A 20492-nucleotide genomic window follows, 5' to 3' on the forward strand; every position below is an offset into this window, starting at 1 on the left:
AGCCTGTTAATACATGTTGAAAAAAATTAGATTATTATTAATGCATGAAAAAATTTCTCTCTTCCCTACTTCTTAAAATACATCTGATAATAGTAGGTATAGTATGCTTATTACCCTTCTCAACTTTCGCACAAAGCAAGCACCAGTTCAAAAATGCACTCTACCTACCACTCCCCTTTAATTATGGTCGGGAGGCCATCTATACCGATGAGTTTCTTTGGAACTATTACAGCGGAGCAGTTGCTCAACCTAAAGCTGGACAGAACATACTTGGCAAGCAAAGCACCGAACAATCTACGTGGATATCACTAGAGGCCGATACTTCCGGCTTTTTTCGACCTTCCCCCGGCGTGGGGGGCAACCTTCGTAACCCCAATAACCCAGCAGGACCGGGAAGAATCGAAAGAAGCTCATCGACCACTGCAAACCAACGAACCGCCTTTCAACGACGTGGATTTGGCACAGGTTATCTATACATCACCTATAAATCACCCAAAGCCCAAGATGCTGTACTAAATGTAAAAGGAAATAGTGCAGTATTGATTGATGGTGAATTGCATGCGGGAGATCCCTACCGAATGGGTTGGATGAACATTCCTGTAAAATTAAAAAAGGGAATCAATGCATTCTATATCCGCGGCATGCTCGTTAGTGCCCAACTGCAATTTCCCGATAAACCCATATACATTCAAACCGAAGATACTACCCTACCCGATGTAATCTTAGAAAAAGATCGACAAAATCTTGTCGCGGGCATCGTCGTCGTCAATACATCGGCGGAAACGCTCAAAGACCTTAAGATACACAGCAGCATTGATGGTGCCATGGCAACGGCCGACGTACCCGCTATACCGCCACATAGTACGCGAAAGATTGCGGCGACACTTAACGCATCGCATGTAAATGATGTAGGGGATGTTATTGCCCGAATTACGCTATTCCGAAAAAACAAAACGCTGGATGAGCAAGAAATTAGCCTCCGCAGTCTACGGGCAGACAAACCTTATCGTGTTACTTTTATAAGCGAAATAGATGGAAGTGTACAATATTATGCCGTAAACCCCGCAATAGGAGGTGAAAAGGCAAACGATGCCCTGTTCTTCTCCGTACATGGTGCAGGCGTCGAAGCCCTTGGACAGGCGCAAGCTTATAAAGCCAAAGACTGGGGCACACTGGTCGCACCAACGAATAGGCGTCCACGTGGTTTCAATTGGGAAGATTGGGGACGTCTTGATGCCTTAGAGGTGCTCACATTAGCCAAACAAACGCTACAGCCCGATTCACAACGCATCTATCTTACCGGCCATTCTATGGGCGGACATGGCACCTGGTTCCTCGGCGCGACCTATCCTGACAAGTGGGCGGCTATTGCACCTTGTGCCGGATACCCCACCCTCAAAGGATATGGTTCTGCTGACGGCGTTATACCGGACCAAGGACGCAACGAAATGGAAAACACACTCTTACGAGCTAGCAACCAAAGCGACATTATTGCTTATGCTACGAACTACAAACCACTAGGTGTGTATGTACTACATGGTGACGCTGATCGTACTGTACCTGTACACTATGCAAGACAGATGCGCGAGGTGTTAGGTAAATTTCATCCGAATTTCAATTATTATGAATACCCAGGCGGATCGCACTGGTATGGTGATGAAAGCGTCGACTGGAAACCGTTATTCGACTACTTCAAATGGCACAAACGCAAAGCCGACACAGCTGTTCAAACGATTGATTTTAAAACGGCCAACCCGAACATTTCCGCGTCGTATTATTGGATGACTATCATACAGCAACAGCAGGCCCTAGCCTTCTCACACGTTGTTCTCAATCGCGACGTAGAAAAACGAATGATAACAGGTACAACAGATAATATTGAGATGCTGAAGCTGGATTTAACTATTTTCGCAAAAGGAGGATCCGTACAAATCGTATTAGACAGCCTTAACGAACTCAGCTATATACCACAAGGCAACAACTCATCGGTTTATCTTCAAAAAAACAACGATGCCTGGCAAATCATAAGCAAACCTTCGCTAGAAGATAAAGGCCCACATCGGAATGGAGTTTTCAAAGAAGCTTTCAATCATCGGATGGTGTATGTATATGGCACAAACGGTACAGTAGAAGAAAACAAATGGGCTTTAGCCAAAGCGAGGTATGACGCAGAATCTTGGTATTATCGGGGCAATGGTTCTTTTGAAATCGTTGCCGATCATGAATTTTCTGCGGAGAAATACCGTGATCATAACATCATCGTTATTGGCAATGCGACAACAAACCGTGCCTGGTCTATACTGCTTGCGGATTGTCCGATATCGGTTGACGCTTCAGGTGTCAAAGTCGGTGATAAACAATATACTGGAGACGATCTCGGCGGATATTTTACATGGAAGAAACCCGGAAGCGACACCCATACACTTGGTGTAATTACAGGTACTGGTATCAACGGCATGCGTGCTGCCACTGCTAATCAATACTTCGCTGGAGCCAGCGGGTTTCCGGATTATCTATTCTTCCGTTTCGGAATGTTAAAAAGCGGAGCGGATGACGTAGTAGATGCCGGTTTTTATAGTAATCAATGGGGAATCAATTGATGTTCAATCAATAATTTGTATTTTTAAAAACTCATAATAATATATACTTCAGATATGGTGCACACGCGCAAAATAAACATACTTTTAGTGCTTTTTACGAGCATATGCTATCTTTCGGGTTACTCACAAGCTCACAACGTATCCTCGGGATATCAAAAGCCTTCCGATCCACAGGTAATTGCCAACCTCGAAACCTGGCAGGACATGAAATTTGGATTATTCATGCATTGGGGCACGTACAGCCAATGGGGTATTGTGGAAAGTTGGAGTCTCTGTCCCGAAGACGAAGGCTGGACACAGCGTAAGCCCGAACATGGTGAAAGCTACTATGACTATGTCAAAAATTACGAAAACCTACAGAAAACGTTTAATCCTACGGACTTCGATCCCCAGAAATGGTCGAATGCAGCCAAAGCTGCAGGTATGAAATATGTCGTTTTCACAACGAAACATCATGATGGCTTTGCCATGTTTGACACGCAAGAATCAGACTACAAGATCACCTCCGCGAACACCCCGTTTTCAACAAACCCAAAAGCAGATGTCACAAAAGAAATCTTTAATACATTTAGAAATGACGGATTCAAAATAGGTGCTTATTTTTCGAAACCAGATTGGCATACAGAATACTACTGGTGGCCATACTTCCCACCGAAAGACCGGAACGTAAACTACGATCCGACCAAATATCCGGAACGTTGGGGAAAATACAAAGACTTTACGTACAATCAGCTAAATGAACTGACATCTAACTATGGGAAAGTAGACATTCTGTGGTTGGATGGCGGCTGGGTTCGGCCTTTTAAAACAATTGATCCTACAGTGGAATGGCAACGGACGATTAAAGTGGAACAAGATATCGACATGGACCGCATCGGTAAAATGGCTCGCCAAAATCAACCAGGTATCATTGTCGTAGACCGTACAGTTCCTGGAGAGTGGGAAAACTATGTAACCCCCGAACAAGCGGTGCCAGAACACCCGTTGGACATTCCTTGGGAAAGCTGTATCACTATGGGCAACTCATTTTCATATATCCCCGATGACCAATACAAACCTACTAAAACAATTGTCGAAACCTTGGTTAAGATCATATCCCGTGGAGGTAACTATCTGCTGAACATTGCACCTGGTCCCAACGGAGATTTCGATCAGGCAGCATATGACCGTCTTGAAGAACTCGCATCCTGGATGAATGTTAATGAATCCGCAGTCTTTGCTACAAGGGCTATTGCTCCTTATCACGAAGGCGACTATTACTATACCCGAAGTAAAGACAATAAAGTAATCAATATTTTTCACCTCTCCGAGGGCGATACATATCAGAAACCCTCATCTTTTGAATTTACAGTACCTGCCGGATTTGACATTAAGGATGTTAGAGTACTTGGCTACTCGGGAAAAATAAAATGGAGTAAAAAACAAGACAAAGTTACAATTCAAAGTCCAAAAACGGATCTGGCATATGCAAGCGTTATCCAATTAAAATCAAAGTAAAAGTGAGTTTTATATTTATAAGAAATGCTGCTCAATTTCTTTTTCTAATTTGTTCCACGTGTGTACTTGCACAAAAGCCTAACTTTAATATCTTGAAAGAAGAGTACCTGTTTCAAGAAGGCAAGCATTTTAATCAGTGTCATGCATCAACAATAGCGGAAACTGCCGATGGTAAATTATTAGGTAGCTGGTTTGGCGGCACACACGAAGGCAATAAAGATGTCGTCATATGGGGATCCATTTCCGATGGCCAAAATTGGACTAAACCAACAGTATGGGCTGAGGGTGTGATAAACGATACGTTAAGGTACCCCTGTTGGAATCCCGTACTATTTAAGCTCAAAAACGATAAAAAAATATATCTGTACTATAAAGTTGGTCCTAATCCCCGCGAATGGTGGGGTATGGTAAAAACTTCTGTAGATGGAGGCATTACTTGGAGCTCGGCACGTCAGCTCCCCCATGGCATATTGGGGCCCATCAAAAACAAACCTATCGAACTAGCCGATGGCACAGTCTTATCCCCTTCGAGCGTTGAGCTAAGCGAAGATAGATGGGTCGCGCATATTGAAGCCAGCGACAGCGATCAAAAAAAATGGGAAATCTATCCTATTGACCAAAAATCAAAATTTAACGTGATACAGCCCAGTATTCTACTACACCCTGACGATAAATTGCAAGTTTTGTGTCGAAGTAAAGAGGGAAAAGTTGTTACGGCTTGGTCTCGTGACAATGGCCTAACATGGTCAGCTCTCGAGAAAACGAATCTTATCAATCCCAATTCCGCAACAGATGCGATTCGAGTAGGCAACCTTTTTTACATTGTATACAATCCTGATATTCCGGGTAAAGATTGGTGGGAAGGTCGAACAAAACTGAACCTAGCTTATTCGAGAGATGGTATAGACTGGATAGATCTGATAAAACTAGAAGATGAAGAAAAGGGCGAATTTAGCTATCCGACAATATTTCAGGACAGCAGGGGGTTAGTTCACATAACATATACGTATAATCGAAAAAACATTAAGCATATTGTTTTGGAAAAGTAAACCCAATCGTATCTAACGTATGCCATTTAAGAATACATAACATAGTTTATCGTTAATAATTACTGTATAAGACAGACAGGCTGTCTTATACAGTAATAAAATTGCCTGGTTGGCGTTTTGACACGCCGTAGGCTTTTGTGATGTTTTATATGTTATTGGTAGATATGATAATGAATTACCCGAATATTGTTATTATTTTGCCAGCCCGATACACTTACCCGTAAGTACCGTGCTGTTACAGGTGAGTAAAAACGAATGAATTGATTGTTGGAGTTGGCAACTGCAGATTCGCCTTGGGAAATCCAGTCACTCCCGTTATGACTTGTAAAAGTCTCCACCTGTGACAAGCGGTAGTTGTTTGCACTGACCATCCGTATCCCCTGTATTCCCGAATTTTCGGTTGCCATATCTACAGTGATATCACACGGAACGGAAGGCGACAATGTCCAGTGTTGTTGGGAGCTTGTTGTAAACATATTACTGGCAGCACCCGCTGTCGGGCTAGGATTCACAGTAGCGACCCATGCTGAGCGATCTGTGACCAAGGTGCCGGGAACAGACGTAGGACTATTATAAACGTTGGTCGATCGCGTATGAATACGAATTAAAATGGTATTCAGGTTACTACTGATTTCACTATTTTCCGCACCGGAGATTGTTTGAATGCGCACAGGTATAAGGTACGCACTCTCCGTAAGCGTACTTACATTGGGAATATGGATATATAATGAATCAGTTGATGACATCCTCCCGCTTGTAATCGTAAGCTCTTGCCCTTCGATCTCAAGAAGATTAGCAGGTACGGTCTGATATCCCGTTTGATTCATACTGTTATAGGCATCCAGCAAGGTAGGATCCACTGTGAAAGACACCTTTACATCAGATGAGGTAGGCTTGGTCGCACTAACAGGAACCTTTAGCTTGATTTCGTCGCCCATGTTTCCTATTGGCGTATGAATGATATTATAGGTGATGTCGTTTACATAGCCAGACTGTGTGTTTACAAATATTCTATTGACCGTATCGCCCGTAACGTCAAACTGTTCCTTATCAGAACATGCGCTAATTAATAGGATAGAAATTCCAAAAACACTAAATATTATCTTTTTCATGATTGAAAAGTTTAATCGTCAAAATAATTTACTGCGTACATTTGTTGTTATCATCTATAAGCCATCTTACCGCACTTCGCTTATCGAATCTGTTTAAAACCCCATTTCCCGCGTTATCTCTATAAGTGTTTGACCAATCCATATCGTAGCCATTGCCCGATGCGTCATGAAATATGTGCCCATCCATTTCGTTGAATTTCCAATAAGCAACCAGATTTTCCGAAGTCGGATCCACGCCACATATACCATTTCGTATTTCTCCTGAAGTCAGTGCCTTATCCCATACCCTTACTTCCGCTATTCTTCCGTTGAAATATTGCATGGAAGGATAATTGGCCCAAGACATGCCCAATTCAAAACGCTGAAAAGTGACATTCCCCGATCCTGCCATCTCTGAATCTGGTACACCGTCTACATACATTGTAAATTTGCTACCGTCGTACGATAGGGAAATCGTATACCATTGTTGCGTATTGAAGCGGGTTTTCGAGATAAGGCTTCCTCCTGGATTTACCCATTGTAGGGAATTTATGGCCTGACCATTTTCGCCGAAACGAAGCATGTTCGAGCGCTGCTCGTCTTTGGATGTAAACGAACAAAGACGGCTGATAGGTTCCGGTGTGCTGTGCCAATTATTGATATAACATTTTACTTCATAGGTATATTTATCAAGATTTACGGCTTGGTCGTCGTTAAATATAAAATTACTATAGAGAGCCGTATTGTTCATATCTAGAGAATAGAAATTGGAAACTCGCGAAATTCGTAAAAAGATCGTTCTTGAGCTTTCTAGAATATTAAGGTTTCCTCCCGTGACATTTTTAATACTTATGGGTATTACATAGGTGCGTCCGTCTATAAACTGATCTATTGAGACAACTTTAATATCAATACCCGTAGAAGAGGCGCTACCTGCCTTAATGACACCATTGCTCCCTTCCAGCACAATAGCTCCAGAGGGAACCGCATAGAAATTGGTGTTGTTATTCTTATTGTATTCTTCCAATTTCGTTTCGTCATACACAAAATCGATAGAGATATCTTCTGCTACCTTTCCAGTTGCAGAAGCTGTAACCGTATAAGTCGAAGGTGTATTTTCCACGACGAATCGGACCATAGGATTTACCTCCGTTCCGGTAAGCAAGATCGCTTCCTTATCGTAATCAAACCTATCTCCTTTCGTACACGAAAACAGGCACAAAATGGACAATGCCAGTATGCTTACATTATTTTTTATTTGCAATAGATTCATAGTCAAAAATTTTAAATATCATTACTCTAATGTACCGCGGGATTAGCGATCTGTATACTCCGACGCATATTGTAATAGGGTATTCCCCGTACGTTGTAATAATCGCGATCAAAATAGAATGCGCCGAACCCCGCCTTTTTTCCTTGTGTTGGATTCCATCTTGCCATTCCCTCCAACGAATACATCTGCGTTCCATCTGTCGTTAATCGATTTCCATTCGCTTCTATAAAAGGTGAACCACCATTTTCATAAAAACTTCCTAGATTTTCAGTTACAATAAATTTCCCAGGAGGAGCCCAACTGATGTTGTTGTAATACGTCTGTAATCTAGCGGCGGAATGTTCTGCAAATCCTTGTGTGTAAGCTTGGCGGATAAAATAATCTACATAAGGTTCAGTTTCCGCGGGGGGATATTGTGAATAGAAATCAACAATGAGCAATTTATCGGGATACATTCCCTTAGGACCAAAAAACTGTCCGATATACTCGACCATTTTGGTAAAATTTGCCCCCTGTAGCCAATCTCCCTCCGGTTCATAATCGAGATCTACACCATCGAGGTTATAATCCAATACGTCGTCCACCAGTTGTTGGGCATAAACTTTTATCCCTTCCTCATTCTGGTTTTCCCGAAGATCATATTCCCGACCGTCTTTCAGGGTAATAACCTTATTCATCCGGACAATAGTAGGTACGACAAAACGGGTACCCAAGTTTTCTCTCACATATTGCAAATCGGCATAGGCCACGGGAGCATACAGGTGACTATTCGGATCGTTGCTTGGTATTCCCCCCCAGAGCGAGCATATGTCCAAGCTATCCGGGATACCCTTTATTCGCTCGCCCCATGAGGCCGGATCTTTGTAACCACCAACACCTTCAATAGGTGCGTAGGCCGCAAACCATCCAAACGCAATCTGATGATCAGATTTTTTATAGGTCCTGAGATTAGCAAAATATTGCTCATCGTATGTTTTCAGTTTTTGAATCTCTAGCTTTTCTATTTCGGTGTCGCAACCCGTCATTAGCCCCATTACCACACATAAGGCGCTTAAAAACGTTGTATTAAAAATATTCTTCATCTTTCAATAGCTTTATTGTTTGGTTAGTTACTTTTTATCCCACCACAATTTTGTTCCGCCGTTATCCTGTCCCATCAGTTTGGAAACACCCGATAACACACCGACGCGGTTGTTACCGTATTCGGATTGTGGATAAGGGATTCGACGTACTTGGATATCTCGGTTGATCGATGTACTGTTGTTCACGACAACGGGGATCAGTCGTGGATATCCCGTACGGCGGAATTCTGCCCAGCCTTCCGGCCCATCGGGATAAAGGGCAAGCCACTTCTGTGTAATGATCCGTTCGAGGTTCCGTTCAAACGAATCCCCCGCATTCCAGGCGATGGTGATCGTACTTGGAGCAGCAGCGTGGAAAGTCGAACCTTCTGCATTATCCGTGAATGCAATGGGTTGAAGGGTGTTATTTCCGATGTAGTCCTGTGCGCCCACGGCTCCATTCTCTTCAAAAGATACGGAAATTCCACCCTCATAAAAACTTTGCGGCGAACCTCCCATATTCCAATTCCGGAGTGCCCCTTCAGCGCGCAGAAAATAAGACTCCGCGGCAGTCATCCATACGATTTCAGTTGTTCCATTGTCTACATTGAGGTTGGATATCTGATTGCCTACATAGGGAGTCCACACCGATGTAACAATGCCTTGGCGAACACCGTGATATGCTCCGTCGACGGCCGGTTTAAAATAACGGGGTCTCCTTGCGTCCTGATAACCATTCATATAGGCGTCCATGGTGGCGCCCATTCTTACCTCTCCAGCATTAAAGTTATACGCGATTTCAAAGAGTGGATGATAATAAACAAGATTAGAGGTGTGCTTAAGTGACGCCCGTTCCTGTGTTTGCGAAATCAGACCAATCGGATTTGACACCGCCGCTTCTGCTTCTTCCCTCGCCTTTGCCGCATTCGCATAAGCGATACGTAATGCTAGACGTAATCGCAGGGTGTTTGCAAATTTCACCCATTTATTCACATCACCACTGTATACAAGATCATATTTCTCTAGAACTCTACCATTAGGATTAGCCAGTGTAAAATCGGTCAGCACAGTAATGGAAGTTGCTAATTCTTCAAAAAACTTATTATAGATGTCTTCTAAGCCATCATAATTGTTTGCCAAAGAGCCACTCCCGTAGTTGATATAAGGTAATGGGCCGTACGTATCAGCGACCCGATGCATGCCTTCCACTTTGATGATCGTCGCTAGCGCTGCTACCTCAGGAAGACCTTGTTCATTTGCTATCTGGACAATGGATTGCCATGCCGGCATGATGGAGGAAAAACCTGAACGAAATGTAGTTTCTAGCCAGTTGGTAATAAAATAATAGGACCCATTATGAACGCCACCATACCAACTACCGGTGGGGGCAAGGTAACCCGAATAAATGTCACTGGTAAGACCTTGTGAAACCTGATAGTCCGAATCCGAGTTGGTACCGTCTTTAAACAATACCACGTTACGCTGCATCTGTGTAAAAAAAGCACCCGTTTTCAGGTTATCATGCGTCATCATCTCTTCTGTTGCCTCGTGTGGATTGGTGTTATATGCCTCAAATTTATCCGTACAGGATATAAATGATGTGGAAAACAGTAATACAAGTATTAACATCTTTCCAATGTTGCTTATAGATATTTTCTTCATAGCCATTTCTTTTAGTCTTATAATTGAACACGTAGTGAAAAGCCCAGACTACGTAGGCTTGGCGACATAAAATAATCGATTCCTTGGAAATACGTTCCTGTACTCGCCGTCAATTCGGGATCATATGGTGCTTTGTTATACAAGAAAAGTAAGTTTTTCCCAATGAATGAGACATTTGCACCTTTTATGCCCTTTACCCATTTTGCCATCGGTAAGTCATAACCGAAACTCACTTCTCCCAACCGCACATTGGTAGCGCTATAAGTATACATGGAACCTATACCGCCAGATGATCCACCACCAACTACATCATAATAGGGTTTGGTCGGAATTGGACGTCCATTGACTAAAACACCACCAGCATCACGTGCGTCACTAGATCCTTTAGAGGCACCAAAAGCGTCTAAGACAGCCTGTGTATTAGAAACGACAACACCTCCGACACGTGCATTGAAAAGGAAACCAAAATGGATTCCGCGATAGGAAAAATTGTTACCCCAACCTAGATTATACCGCGGATTGTTATTCCCTGCATATACATATTCATTTGTTTCAGCGACAACAACTTGATCTGTTGGATGCACGTAAATGGCACCGTGTTCATCGACACGCAGACTATTGACGTAGATGTCGCCCATTTGTCCGCCTTCTTTGAGCACCATTTTGTAACTTCCCGTTCCGGTCATATCTAACTCGGTCAAAGAAATTTGATCTCCTGTTACTGGATTAGTCCAGTTGTCAAGCAATTTAATGATTTTGTTCCTATTCAATGAATACGTCAGGTAGGTGTTCCAATTAAACGCACCGATCTGTTCATTGTATTTTGCCACCACTTCGACACCTTTGTTATCTATCCGGCCTGCATTAACAATAACACTCGTAAAACCAGATGAAGAAGAGAGGGTCGGTTCGAAGAACTGATTGAAGGTACTGGATTGGTATACCGTTGCATCAATACTCAATTTACTCTTAAATAGTGTTGCATTTAAACCGCCTTCCCAGGAACGCGTACGTTCGGGTTTCAAATCCGGATTTGGCATACGGGCCTGTGTTTGTGGGTAGCCATTGGCCAACGAATAGGTTGGAATCGTTAAAAAAGGATTTGGTTCATTGCCGACTTCGGAATAAGAGGCTCGCACCTTTAGATAAGAAAGATAGTCTGCATTCATGTTCAACATATCGGAAACAACGGCCGAAACACCAACGGACGGATAGAAAAAGGACTTTACATTCGATAATGCCAATGTCGATGCCCAATCATTTCTTCCGGTTAGATCTAAAAAAAGCCTATCTTTATAACCAAACTGCGTACTTGCAAAAACAGCTTGTTTATTACGCCGATACCCCGTTTGAGAAGACTCTGCGGTAGCGTTGTTCACATTAGAATAGGTGAACAAATTAGGTACGCCGTGTAATTTTCCACCGTACATGTTTTGATCGTAGCTCAAGTCTTCTACATTTGCCCCAACGACAGCCGTCAAACTTATCTGATCGTCTAAAAACGATTTGTTGATATTCGTCATTAACTCGCCATACACTTGTTGCGTCTGTGCTTCATTTAAGGAATAAAAACCATTTTCTGAAGCGAATAACATATTTGTAGATGCGTTAAATCGCTTTTCAAATTTATCGTTACTTCGATCTAATTTCAATCGCCCTGATACGTTGATCCAGTCACTCAATATATATTTCAAGGAGGCATTGCTCATATAACGCTGTTTGTTGTTGGGAAATAGCGCACGCTGTGTAATCCAATAGGGGTTTTGCATGGACAAGCCCTGATCGCCGTACGGCCAAAATTGGGTCTTGAAATTACGGGAAGGATCATAACGTTCAAAGAGTTCTACCTTGTTAAAATCATCACCCGCCGGAAATAAATAGATAGGCACCAATGGATTGAAATATAATCCCTGTGCAGTCATGTTCTGTTCATTCACATTAGCGTGCATAAATCCTACATCCAATATCAACTTCTCGTCCAAGAAATTAGTGGTATTACGTACAGAGAAGTTGTACCGTTTATAATCGTTATTGTGGATAATGCCATTTGCATTTACCGTGCCAGCAGATAGGTAAGTCTGACTTCTCGCATTGCCGGTCGAAAGACTGATTGCATTGGTCAGATTTACACCCGTATTGAAGAAATCTCCTGCTTTGTAATTGGAGGGTTGATTCAGTTTTTCGCCCCAGCTGTAGTAGCTACCGGGTTCAGTAGGTCCGTAACTATTTTGAAGCTCTGGAAGAATGAACGGTCTGGAGAACGTCGTCTGATTGGATACGGTCAGAGACGTTTGATCTTTCTTTCCACCTTTGGTTGTCACTAATACTGCACCATTAGCTGCTGCGCTACCGTACAGTGCTGCCGCAGCGGGACCGCTCAAAACGGATATGCTTTCAATATCTTCAGCATTAAAGTTGGAGATACCGTCTCCCGTTTGCCCTGCACCCGAAAAGATATCTTCGGGTTGATCGCTAGAGAGACTTGGCATGGGAATCCCATCGATCACATACAATGCATTATTGTTTCCGGATATTGACTTTACTCCCCGCATAACTACTCTCGATGACCCTCCTACGCCTGAAGAAGAAGAATTGATAGTTACACCCGCGACCCGTCCATTTAAATTGTTTATAAAATTCGGATCAGGAATTCTGATGACTTCTTCTGCCTCCAACTGTTGTACGTTATAGGTTAGCGATCGGTTTTGTCTACGGATTCCCAACGCAGTAACGACTACATCTTCTATTTCTGAAACCCCATCTTGCAGGGTAATTTCCACAAAACGCTGATCTGCCCCGACAGAAACCTCGGTGGGCTGCATCCCCAGATACGATACCACTAAGGTAACTGATCTCTCAGGAAGTGCGAGTTTAAACAGACCGTTATTGTTCGTCTGCACACTCAATAATGTTCCTTTTACGCTAACCGTCGCGCCAGAGATAATGTCTCCTGTCGCACTTTTAATAATACCGGAAAGCTCCTTCTGTTGGTTCCGATTAGCTGGAACCGTTGCTTTCACAATTAGGATATGGTTGCCGCTCATACGCGATTCCAAACCATGTGGCTTCAATACCTGTTGCAAAGCATCCTTTACTTTGATACCCTTAGATGATAAGCTTACCTTCTGATCGACATTCACTTCGTCTGCATCAAAAAGAAAGGAATAACTTGTTTGCTTCTTGATGGCCGCGATTAGTGTAGATAGCGGTTGGTTTTTAATATCTAATGATACGCTTGCGTCTTGTGAAAAAACAGCGCCTGACACCCCAAAGATGCCAACGAACATTAACAATAAGGCGATTTTCATAATTTTGATTAGGCTACGGTGACGATTTATTAGGCATAACCGTCTACCCCAGTGTATTTTTTTATACATTTGTTATTAATTGAGGTTAGTACTATTAAGTTTATACTCCAATTAGAATCGGAGGGTGCTGCAATATCTTCCGATTCTCTTTTTTTAGTTCTTCTATTTCATAATTATTTTTTTTTAAGTTTTACAATCTGGTTCTTTTTTTAGTGGTTAGAAAATTTCGATTTGACGACCATTAATTTTATAAGAGAATTTACCGAGCGAAGACATTACCTCTAGAATTTCGGCTATTCCTTCATTATTTATAAAATCGCCGGTGAGTTTTCGATTCAACAGCGCTTTATCATTGACTTGAATCTGCACGTCGAATATTCTTTCTAACTCGACGGTTAGTTCACTGAATTTTTTATTCTTAAAGATGAATTTAGATTCCCTCCAGGCCAATTCATAATCGGGGATACCTTTAATAAGGGTGTAGGATTTCTCTTTTGCATCGTAAATCACCGTTTGAGAGGGCTGCATCCGGAATGTTTTACCATTTTTAGAACTCAATTCTACAGACCCCTCCACTAGCGTCACCCGAATATCGTGTTGTTCTGGATAGCAGGACACATTGAAGGATGTACCGTGTACTTGAACATCAAGGCCACTTGTTTCAACAATGAACGGAGCTTCATCATCGTGTGTTACCTCAAAAAAAGCTTCGCCCGTAATCTTGATCCGTCTTTCGGAAATACCAAAATCGGAAGCCACTTCCAGTTCGGTATCCGAATTGAGCCATACAACAGACCCGTCCTGTAGAACAGTCTTTGTTTTTGATCCTTTCTCTACAGTGATGGTTGAAACGAGATGCCCAGTAGGTAGCTGCTGATCTTTCGTCCAATAATTACCCAGGGTAAAGGCAATCAATAGACCCGCCGCTACACTTATATACGGTAATACTTTTTGTCTAAAAGAATATACGGTTTTGTGTTTTCGAGAAAGGAATTGCTGGTATGCTGCGTTGGCGTTGAAGACTTCATTCGGTGAAGAGAAATCCATCAGCGTATAAAGCTCTACAATTTCATTATAAAATGCTTGATTCTTCGCAGAAGATAACATCCACGTGTCTAGCTCTTTTTGGGTCTCATCCGTTATATTCCCAGAGAGCGAGTCATAAATAATTTCTAACCAGTATTCTTTCGATTTATCTTCCATTGGTATTTTAAACCATATATAGTATGGCTATCAAGTGTAAGACAAGTATAAACGAGAATCGGGTAAATTAAATTTATCTTTTTTCGAAAAAATAATCTTTTAGGTCTAAACGTAGTTTAAGGAGAGCTTGTTTGATGTGATATTTAACGACATCAATAGAAATATTGAGCGTATCGGCAATTTCATGATATTTCAGATCAGAGAACCGACTCAGCTTAAAAATCGTCCTGGTCTGATCGGGCATACTGTCTAGACTGTTTTGAATTTTGATATCTAGCTCTTTAAGTAGCAGTTTTTCTATCGGATTGGGGGTGTTAAATATTTCGTATTGTTTCTGAAAAACATGGTCTTCTTCGGGTAGTTCCATCTGAAAATTCCGATTTCTCTTTTCTTGCATCGTATAATTGATACAACGATTCCTTACCGCTCTTAAGAGATAATGCCGTAAATTATGAATATCCAAACCCGACCTATTTTTCCACAAGGAGAAGATCACATCGTTTACGATCATTTCGGCGTTAGCGGAGTTCTGGGTTATTTTGCTCGCATATGTACATAACGTTTTATAATGCAAATCATATAACTTTTTATACGCACCGCTATCTCCTGCTTTGAGTCTCTTTATAATGTCGTCTTCCGTCATCCACTAGAGATTAAAAGTTTACAATCAAAGGTATTACAGATTTCGCCCATGTCTCCTGCTAGGTATTATAATCAATCGCTTTCCAGAAATGGCTAAGGACAAAAGTAATATATTAAATTCTTTTTGGTATAGATTTTTTGCTAAGTTTCATTGGAGGATATCCGATTGAATATTTTTACGCAATCAGCAGATTACACCCAGTTAACAAAACTGTCGTTATACAGGTAAATGAGTAACATGCATCTACAAGGTGTAATCTTTCTCTAAGGAAAATTCGGATGACAGTCGGATATCATCAGAAGAAGATCCAACCAGTAGCTTAAACTTCCCTTTCTCTACTTTCCATTTTTTATCGATGCCCCATAATCTTAAATCCTCTTTCGTTAAATCAAAAACGAAAGTTTCTGTATCGCCACTTCTAATGAATTTTCGCTCGAAACGCTTTAACTGTTTTACCGGTGTCACGACACTGCTTACCTCATCGACAATATACAGTTGCGAAACCTCATCGCCATCCCGATTGCCGACATTCTTAACCTGAAATGCGATCGAACACTTAAAGTCTTTATCCCTCTCCTCTACCTTGATTTGTAGATCACTGTATGTGAAATCGGTATAACTCAATCCATATCCAAAAGCATAAAGGGGGTTAGCTTCCGATTCTACATAATTGTGATGCTTCGGCTTGTCATGATTATAATGTACAGGTAGCTGCCCTACTGACCGCGCTACGGAGATCGGCAGTCGTCCGGCAGGATTATAGTCACCAAATAATACATCAGCTATTGCCAAACCACCTTCTTGTCCGGGATACCAGGCATCAATAATCGCTGGAATATGTTGATCCGCCCAATTTAAATTCAATGGACGCCCCTTTATAGTAACCAATACAATCGGTTTTCCTGTAGCTTTCAATGCTTGAAGCAATTGCAATTGATTACCCATGAGATCAAGTGTCGATCGGTCAAACCCTTCCCCGCTTTCCATATCACTTATTGTCTTCGCGTTAGCATCGATAGTAGCTGCGCCGGTTGCCTGATAAGATGTTTTAAAATCACGCGCACTGGATCCTCCCAAAACGACAATTATTGCGTCAGCGCGTGTGGCTGCATGCACCGCAGCATCTATATCCGTCGAAGTCGTATCCCGGATGGCACAGCCCTTCACATAATCGACTACCGTCGACTTTGATACGGCGGCACGTACCCCATCCAAGACTGTTTTTATCTTTTCCTCAGGTTGGGGAGCCGTATAATCCCCTAATTGATTATAAATATTATCTGCATTAGGGCCTATAACAGCAATCCGCTTCAACGATTTGCTCAAAGGCAACATACCTTCTTCATTCTTCAGCAGAACAATCGACTCACGAGCTACTTGTCTAGCAAGCACTGCATGCGCGGTAGTGCCCACTTGACGGTCAACTGCTTTTTCATCTACATAAGGGCGATCAAATAGCCCCAAGGTAAATTTTTGGTACAAAACCCGGGACACGGCACGATCTAATGCTTGTAGATCCACCTGACCAGTCTTCACTGCTTCCAGTAAATTTACCCCATATCCAGTACCACTCAAATCAACATCCAATCCAGCCTGCATACTTTGTGCAGCAGCGTGGGCAGCATCGCGAGCTGTACCGTGGTTGCCCGTTAGTCCTGATATACTAAGTAAGTCAGAAACGACAAACCCGTTAAATCCCCATTGTTGTCGTAAAATTTCATTTAACAACCATTGGTTTGCCGAGCAAGGGATGCCGTCTATAGAGTTATAGGCTGTCATGACTGAACCCGCACCAGCTTTTACAGCTTTCTCAAATGGGGGTAAATAATGTTGCATAAGTGTGCGCTCTCCCACCGAAACACTTCCGCCATTATGTCCTCCTTCTGGCACACCATAAGCAACAAAATGTTTGAGCGTAGCGATAATCTTATCCGGTTCTCCTATTTTCTCTCCTTGAAATCCACTTACCATGGCTCGACCCATTTGACCAATAAGATATGGATCTTCTCCATACGATTCTTCTGTTCGTGACCAGCGGGGATCTCTCGCCAGGTCCAGAACTGGGCCATATCCATTTTTGCCTCCAACGGCGTAGGTTTCACGTGCTATTACACTTGCCATCTGCTGGATCAAGACGGGATTCCAGGTACTTGCCTGTCCGATTGCTGTAGGAAATACCGTGGCACCAATAGCCATGTGCCCGTGCGGAGCCTCTTCAGATAGCAAGAGCGGAATACCCAATCGCGTACTATCAATCATGTATCGTTGAATTGCATTGGTGGCCCGAGCCGCTTCTTTTGGACTCAACCCATTTGTTAAGGTTTTTTGCGTCCATGGATCGGCTCGTAGTGTAGCCCACAACATTCCTATATGCTGCTGTTTGACAGCTTCTTTTAATTTTGAACTGACGCGAACATTCTTCCCATCCTTTTCATACATTTCCCACCCCAGGATCTTCGAGAGCTGTCCAACTTTTTCGTCCACCGTCATGCGTCCTAAGAGGTCATTTACGCGTTCATCGATTGGAAGGAGGCTGTTTTTATAGGGCAAAGTTTGTGCATTGACACGAGCTAGGCCTAAATACATTATAATTGAACCGACTATATATATTATCTTCATCATTATTTATATTAACTACTTTATCACTGGATCGATTTAGGTCTATCACCGGGATGGACACCGTAAGTTGTCGATGGCTTCCCACCCATCTCAAACTCCAGTTTGCCTCCTTTCATCAAATCGGCATATTGGATATAAGATTTCGTGTATGGCTGCCCGTCGAAGGTAATTTTTTGTATGTATTTATTCGTTGAACTGTTGTTTTTGGCAACGAGCTTTAGCGTTTTTCCTTCCGGCAGTGTAATAGTTGCCTCGTCAAATAACGGACTGCCGAAGATAAAAGGACCTCCTGCTGGAGACACTTGATAGAAACCAAGCGATGAAAGCACGTACCAGGAAGACATCTGTCCCACGTCCTCATTACCGGATAGTCCATCGGGTTTATCGGTATACATTGTCGATAGTGTTTCGCGCACACGTTCCGCCGTTTTCCAAGGTTGACCGGCATAGGGATACATATAGATAACATGGTGACTTGGCTCATTTCCGTGCGCATATTGCCCAATCAGACCGCTGATATCGGGAGATGCTTCTTCGCCCAGATCGCCTTCTACAATAAACAAGGAGTCTAACTTTTGGATAAAAGCATCTTCTCTACCGAATAGCTCCATAAACCCATGTACATTATGCGGAACCAACCAAGTATATTGCCACGCATTTCCTTCCGTATAGTCGTTGGCTAAATGCGCGGAATGAAAAGGATCAAACGGTCCAGGCCTAAACTTGCCATTTGAATCTACGCCTCTTAGAAACTGTATATTTTTGTCAAAATAGTATTTAAAAGAATTGCTACGCTTTAAAAAATAGTCGTAATCGTTCTGCTCACCTCTCAGCTTGGCTACTTGTGCCAAACTCCAATCTGCGATGGCAAATTCTAAACCTTTGGCAACAGATTCCACTTCTTCCTTATCAAATGGAACATAACCATATTGCTTATACCACTTCAGTCCCCTGTCGTCTTTCATTGCGGAGGTCTTCATCGCCTCGTACGCTAAATCCTTATCAAAACCTGTTATACCCTTGAGATATGCATCCGCAACGACAATAATACCCGGATTTCCGACCATGCAATCGGTCTCGTTTCCTACCAAATGCCAGACTGGTAATTTCCCTTGCTCTTGATAGATACGCAACATACTATTAATCATATCAGGCACACGTTCTGTATGAATAATACTCATCAAGGGATGAGCTGCGCGATACGTATCCCACAATGAAAAGGTTGTATAATTATTACCGCTTTCAAGACGATGTTGTTTAAAATCTGCACCCATATAGTCGCCATTCACATCATTAAACAACGACGGAGCCACCATGCTGTGGTATAAAGCTGTGTAAAAAATCTTACGTGCGACACTATCTTTCGTCTCTATCTTTATTTTCTTCAACGCTTCATCCCACACTTGGTCAGCTTTATTTTGGGTGGCAACGAAATCCCATCCTGGAAGTTCCTCTTTCATATTCTGCTTTGCATTTTCAATGCTAACCGGTGAAACAGCCACCTTTACCAGAATATCCTGTGCGCCCTCCTTGCCTGCGAACGTCAATTCGCCATAGGTGCGGCTAGCAACGAGGCGGTTACCATCTTTTAACGAGGTGCTATCTGCCAGCTGAAATTTTGCAATCGGTTGCGAAAATGTTGCCGTAAAATAGATCTTCTGATTTTTGGCCCAGCCCATGGAATACCTATAGCCCGATACGACCGAATCGTTTTCCAATACGAGTGATCCCTCTTTTTCGCCTTCCCATCCAATACCCGCATCTAAGTTGATTAATACTTTTGGTTCTTTACCATTTACGTAGTTGTACTTATGAAATCCTACCCGAGCGGTAGCCGTAAGTTCGACATTTACATTAAAGCGATCCAAATGTACGGCATAGTAGCCGGGACGTACCCGTTCGGTTTCGCGTTTAAACAACGAATAAGCACCACTTGTTTCATCTCCATGTTGTCCACGATCAAACCGTACCTCTCCAGTAAATGGTAAAAAGACGATGTCGCCGAGGTCTCCAATTCCGGTACCGCTCAAATGCTGATGTGCAAAACCGAGTATAGTAGAGTCGGAGATGTGATAACCCGAAACCCAGTCCCAGCCTGTAGAAATGTTAGAGGGGCCAAGTTGCACTGACCCATAGGGAACATTTGCACCGACAAACACATGACCGTGGCCTCCTGTACCGATATACGGGTCCACATACTGTGTCAGCGAATCTGCCGAACGCCCATCCGAATCAACCCCGCATGTAGCTAGCATCAGTAATGATCCTCCGGAAGCAAACAGCATCTTTGTAATTTTTTTTAATGCGATCATTTATATAAGCCTTAAATCTATTTAAGAAACTGGCACATGAGAGACAGCGTCTTAACATGTACACAACCTTTTGAGTCGTCTAAAATAACGATTTAGCGGCAAAATCACTCAACTTTTCATGAAGTTCCATAAAACTGTGACGTTAGCATAAATTTTACAGGCACATTAAGCTAA

The 20492-nt window shown here is 42.6% G+C and carries 12 protein-coding genes; 3 read left to right on the top strand and 9 right to left on the bottom strand.

Annotated features, from left to right (window positions below; translation table 11 throughout):
• Positions 1 to 44: 44 nt before the first annotated feature.
• The 3 genes from FAZ19_RS14105 (at position 45) to FAZ19_RS14115 (ending at position 5146) form a co-directional block, all read left to right on the top strand.
• On the top strand, positions 45 to 2600 hold the full coding sequence (locus FAZ19_RS14105) for a carboxylesterase family protein (RefSeq protein ID WP_136821392.1): 2556 nt from the start codon (positions 45 to 47) through the stop codon (positions 2598 to 2600).
• Positions 2601 to 2687: 87 nt separating this feature from the next.
• Positions 2688 to 4097, top strand: a complete 1410-nt coding sequence (locus FAZ19_RS14110; RefSeq protein ID WP_229707597.1) for an alpha-L-fucosidase — start codon at positions 2688 to 2690, stop codon at positions 4095 to 4097.
• 92 nt (positions 4098 to 4189) lie between these two features.
• Entirely contained in the window at positions 4190 to 5146 is a 957-nt protein-coding gene (locus FAZ19_RS14115) for a sialidase family protein (protein WP_229707595.1), read from the top strand.
• 152 nt (positions 5147 to 5298) lie between these two features.
• On the opposite strand, the gene FAZ19_RS14120 is transcribed toward FAZ19_RS14115, so the two are convergent.
• From FAZ19_RS14120 to FAZ19_RS14160, 9 genes are all read right to left on the bottom strand, one after another.
• Positions 5299 to 6258 (bottom strand): BT_3987 domain-containing protein, encoded by a 960-nt coding sequence (locus tag FAZ19_RS14120; protein WP_136821394.1) that lies wholly within the window; start codon positions 6256 to 6258, stop codon positions 5299 to 5301.
• Positions 6259 to 6286: 28 nt separating this feature from the next.
• Positions 6287 to 7510, bottom strand: a complete 1224-nt coding sequence (locus tag FAZ19_RS14125; RefSeq protein WP_136821395.1) for a DUF1735 and LamG domain-containing protein — start codon at positions 7508 to 7510, stop codon at positions 6287 to 6289.
• Positions 7511 to 7536: 26 nt separating this feature from the next.
• A complete protein-coding gene (locus FAZ19_RS14130) occupies positions 7537 to 8592 on the bottom strand; it encodes a glycoside hydrolase family 18 (RefSeq protein WP_136821396.1) in 1056 nt (351 codons plus the stop codon).
• Between the two features lie 27 nt (positions 8593 to 8619).
• The gene (locus FAZ19_RS14135) at positions 8620 to 10233 is read right to left on the bottom strand and encodes a SusD/RagB family nutrient-binding outer membrane lipoprotein (protein ID WP_211245510.1); all 1614 of its coding nucleotides are present in this window, start codon (positions 10231 to 10233) and stop codon (positions 8620 to 8622) included.
• 17 nt (positions 10234 to 10250) lie between these two features.
• Positions 10251 to 13541, bottom strand: a complete 3291-nt coding sequence (locus FAZ19_RS14140) for a SusC/RagA family TonB-linked outer membrane protein (RefSeq protein WP_169305658.1) — start codon at positions 13539 to 13541, stop codon at positions 10251 to 10253.
• Positions 13542 to 13757: 216 nt separating this feature from the next.
• Positions 13758 to 14744, bottom strand: coding sequence for a FecR family protein (locus FAZ19_RS14145; RefSeq protein WP_136821399.1), 987 nt, complete (start codon positions 14742 to 14744; stop codon positions 13758 to 13760).
• Positions 14745 to 14817: 73 nt separating this feature from the next.
• Positions 14818 to 15387 carry an RNA polymerase sigma-70 factor gene (locus tag FAZ19_RS14150; RefSeq protein WP_136821400.1) on the bottom strand — a complete coding sequence of 190 codons (570 nt, stop codon included), beginning with the start codon at positions 15385 to 15387 and terminating at the stop codon, positions 14818 to 14820.
• Between the two features lie 243 nt (positions 15388 to 15630).
• A complete protein-coding gene (locus tag FAZ19_RS14155; protein WP_136821401.1) occupies positions 15631 to 18009 on the bottom strand; it encodes a glycoside hydrolase family 3 N-terminal domain-containing protein in 2379 nt (792 codons plus the stop codon).
• Positions 18010 to 18029: 20 nt separating this feature from the next.
• Positions 18030 to 20318, bottom strand: a complete 2289-nt coding sequence (locus FAZ19_RS14160) for a GH92 family glycosyl hydrolase (protein ID WP_136821402.1) — start codon at positions 20316 to 20318, stop codon at positions 18030 to 18032.
• Between the last annotated feature and the right edge of the window lie 174 nt (positions 20319 to 20492).

The organism is Sphingobacterium alkalisoli, assembly GCF_005049105.1.
Classification (GTDB): domain Bacteria; phylum Bacteroidota; class Bacteroidia; order Sphingobacteriales; family Sphingobacteriaceae; genus Sphingobacterium; species Sphingobacterium alkalisoli.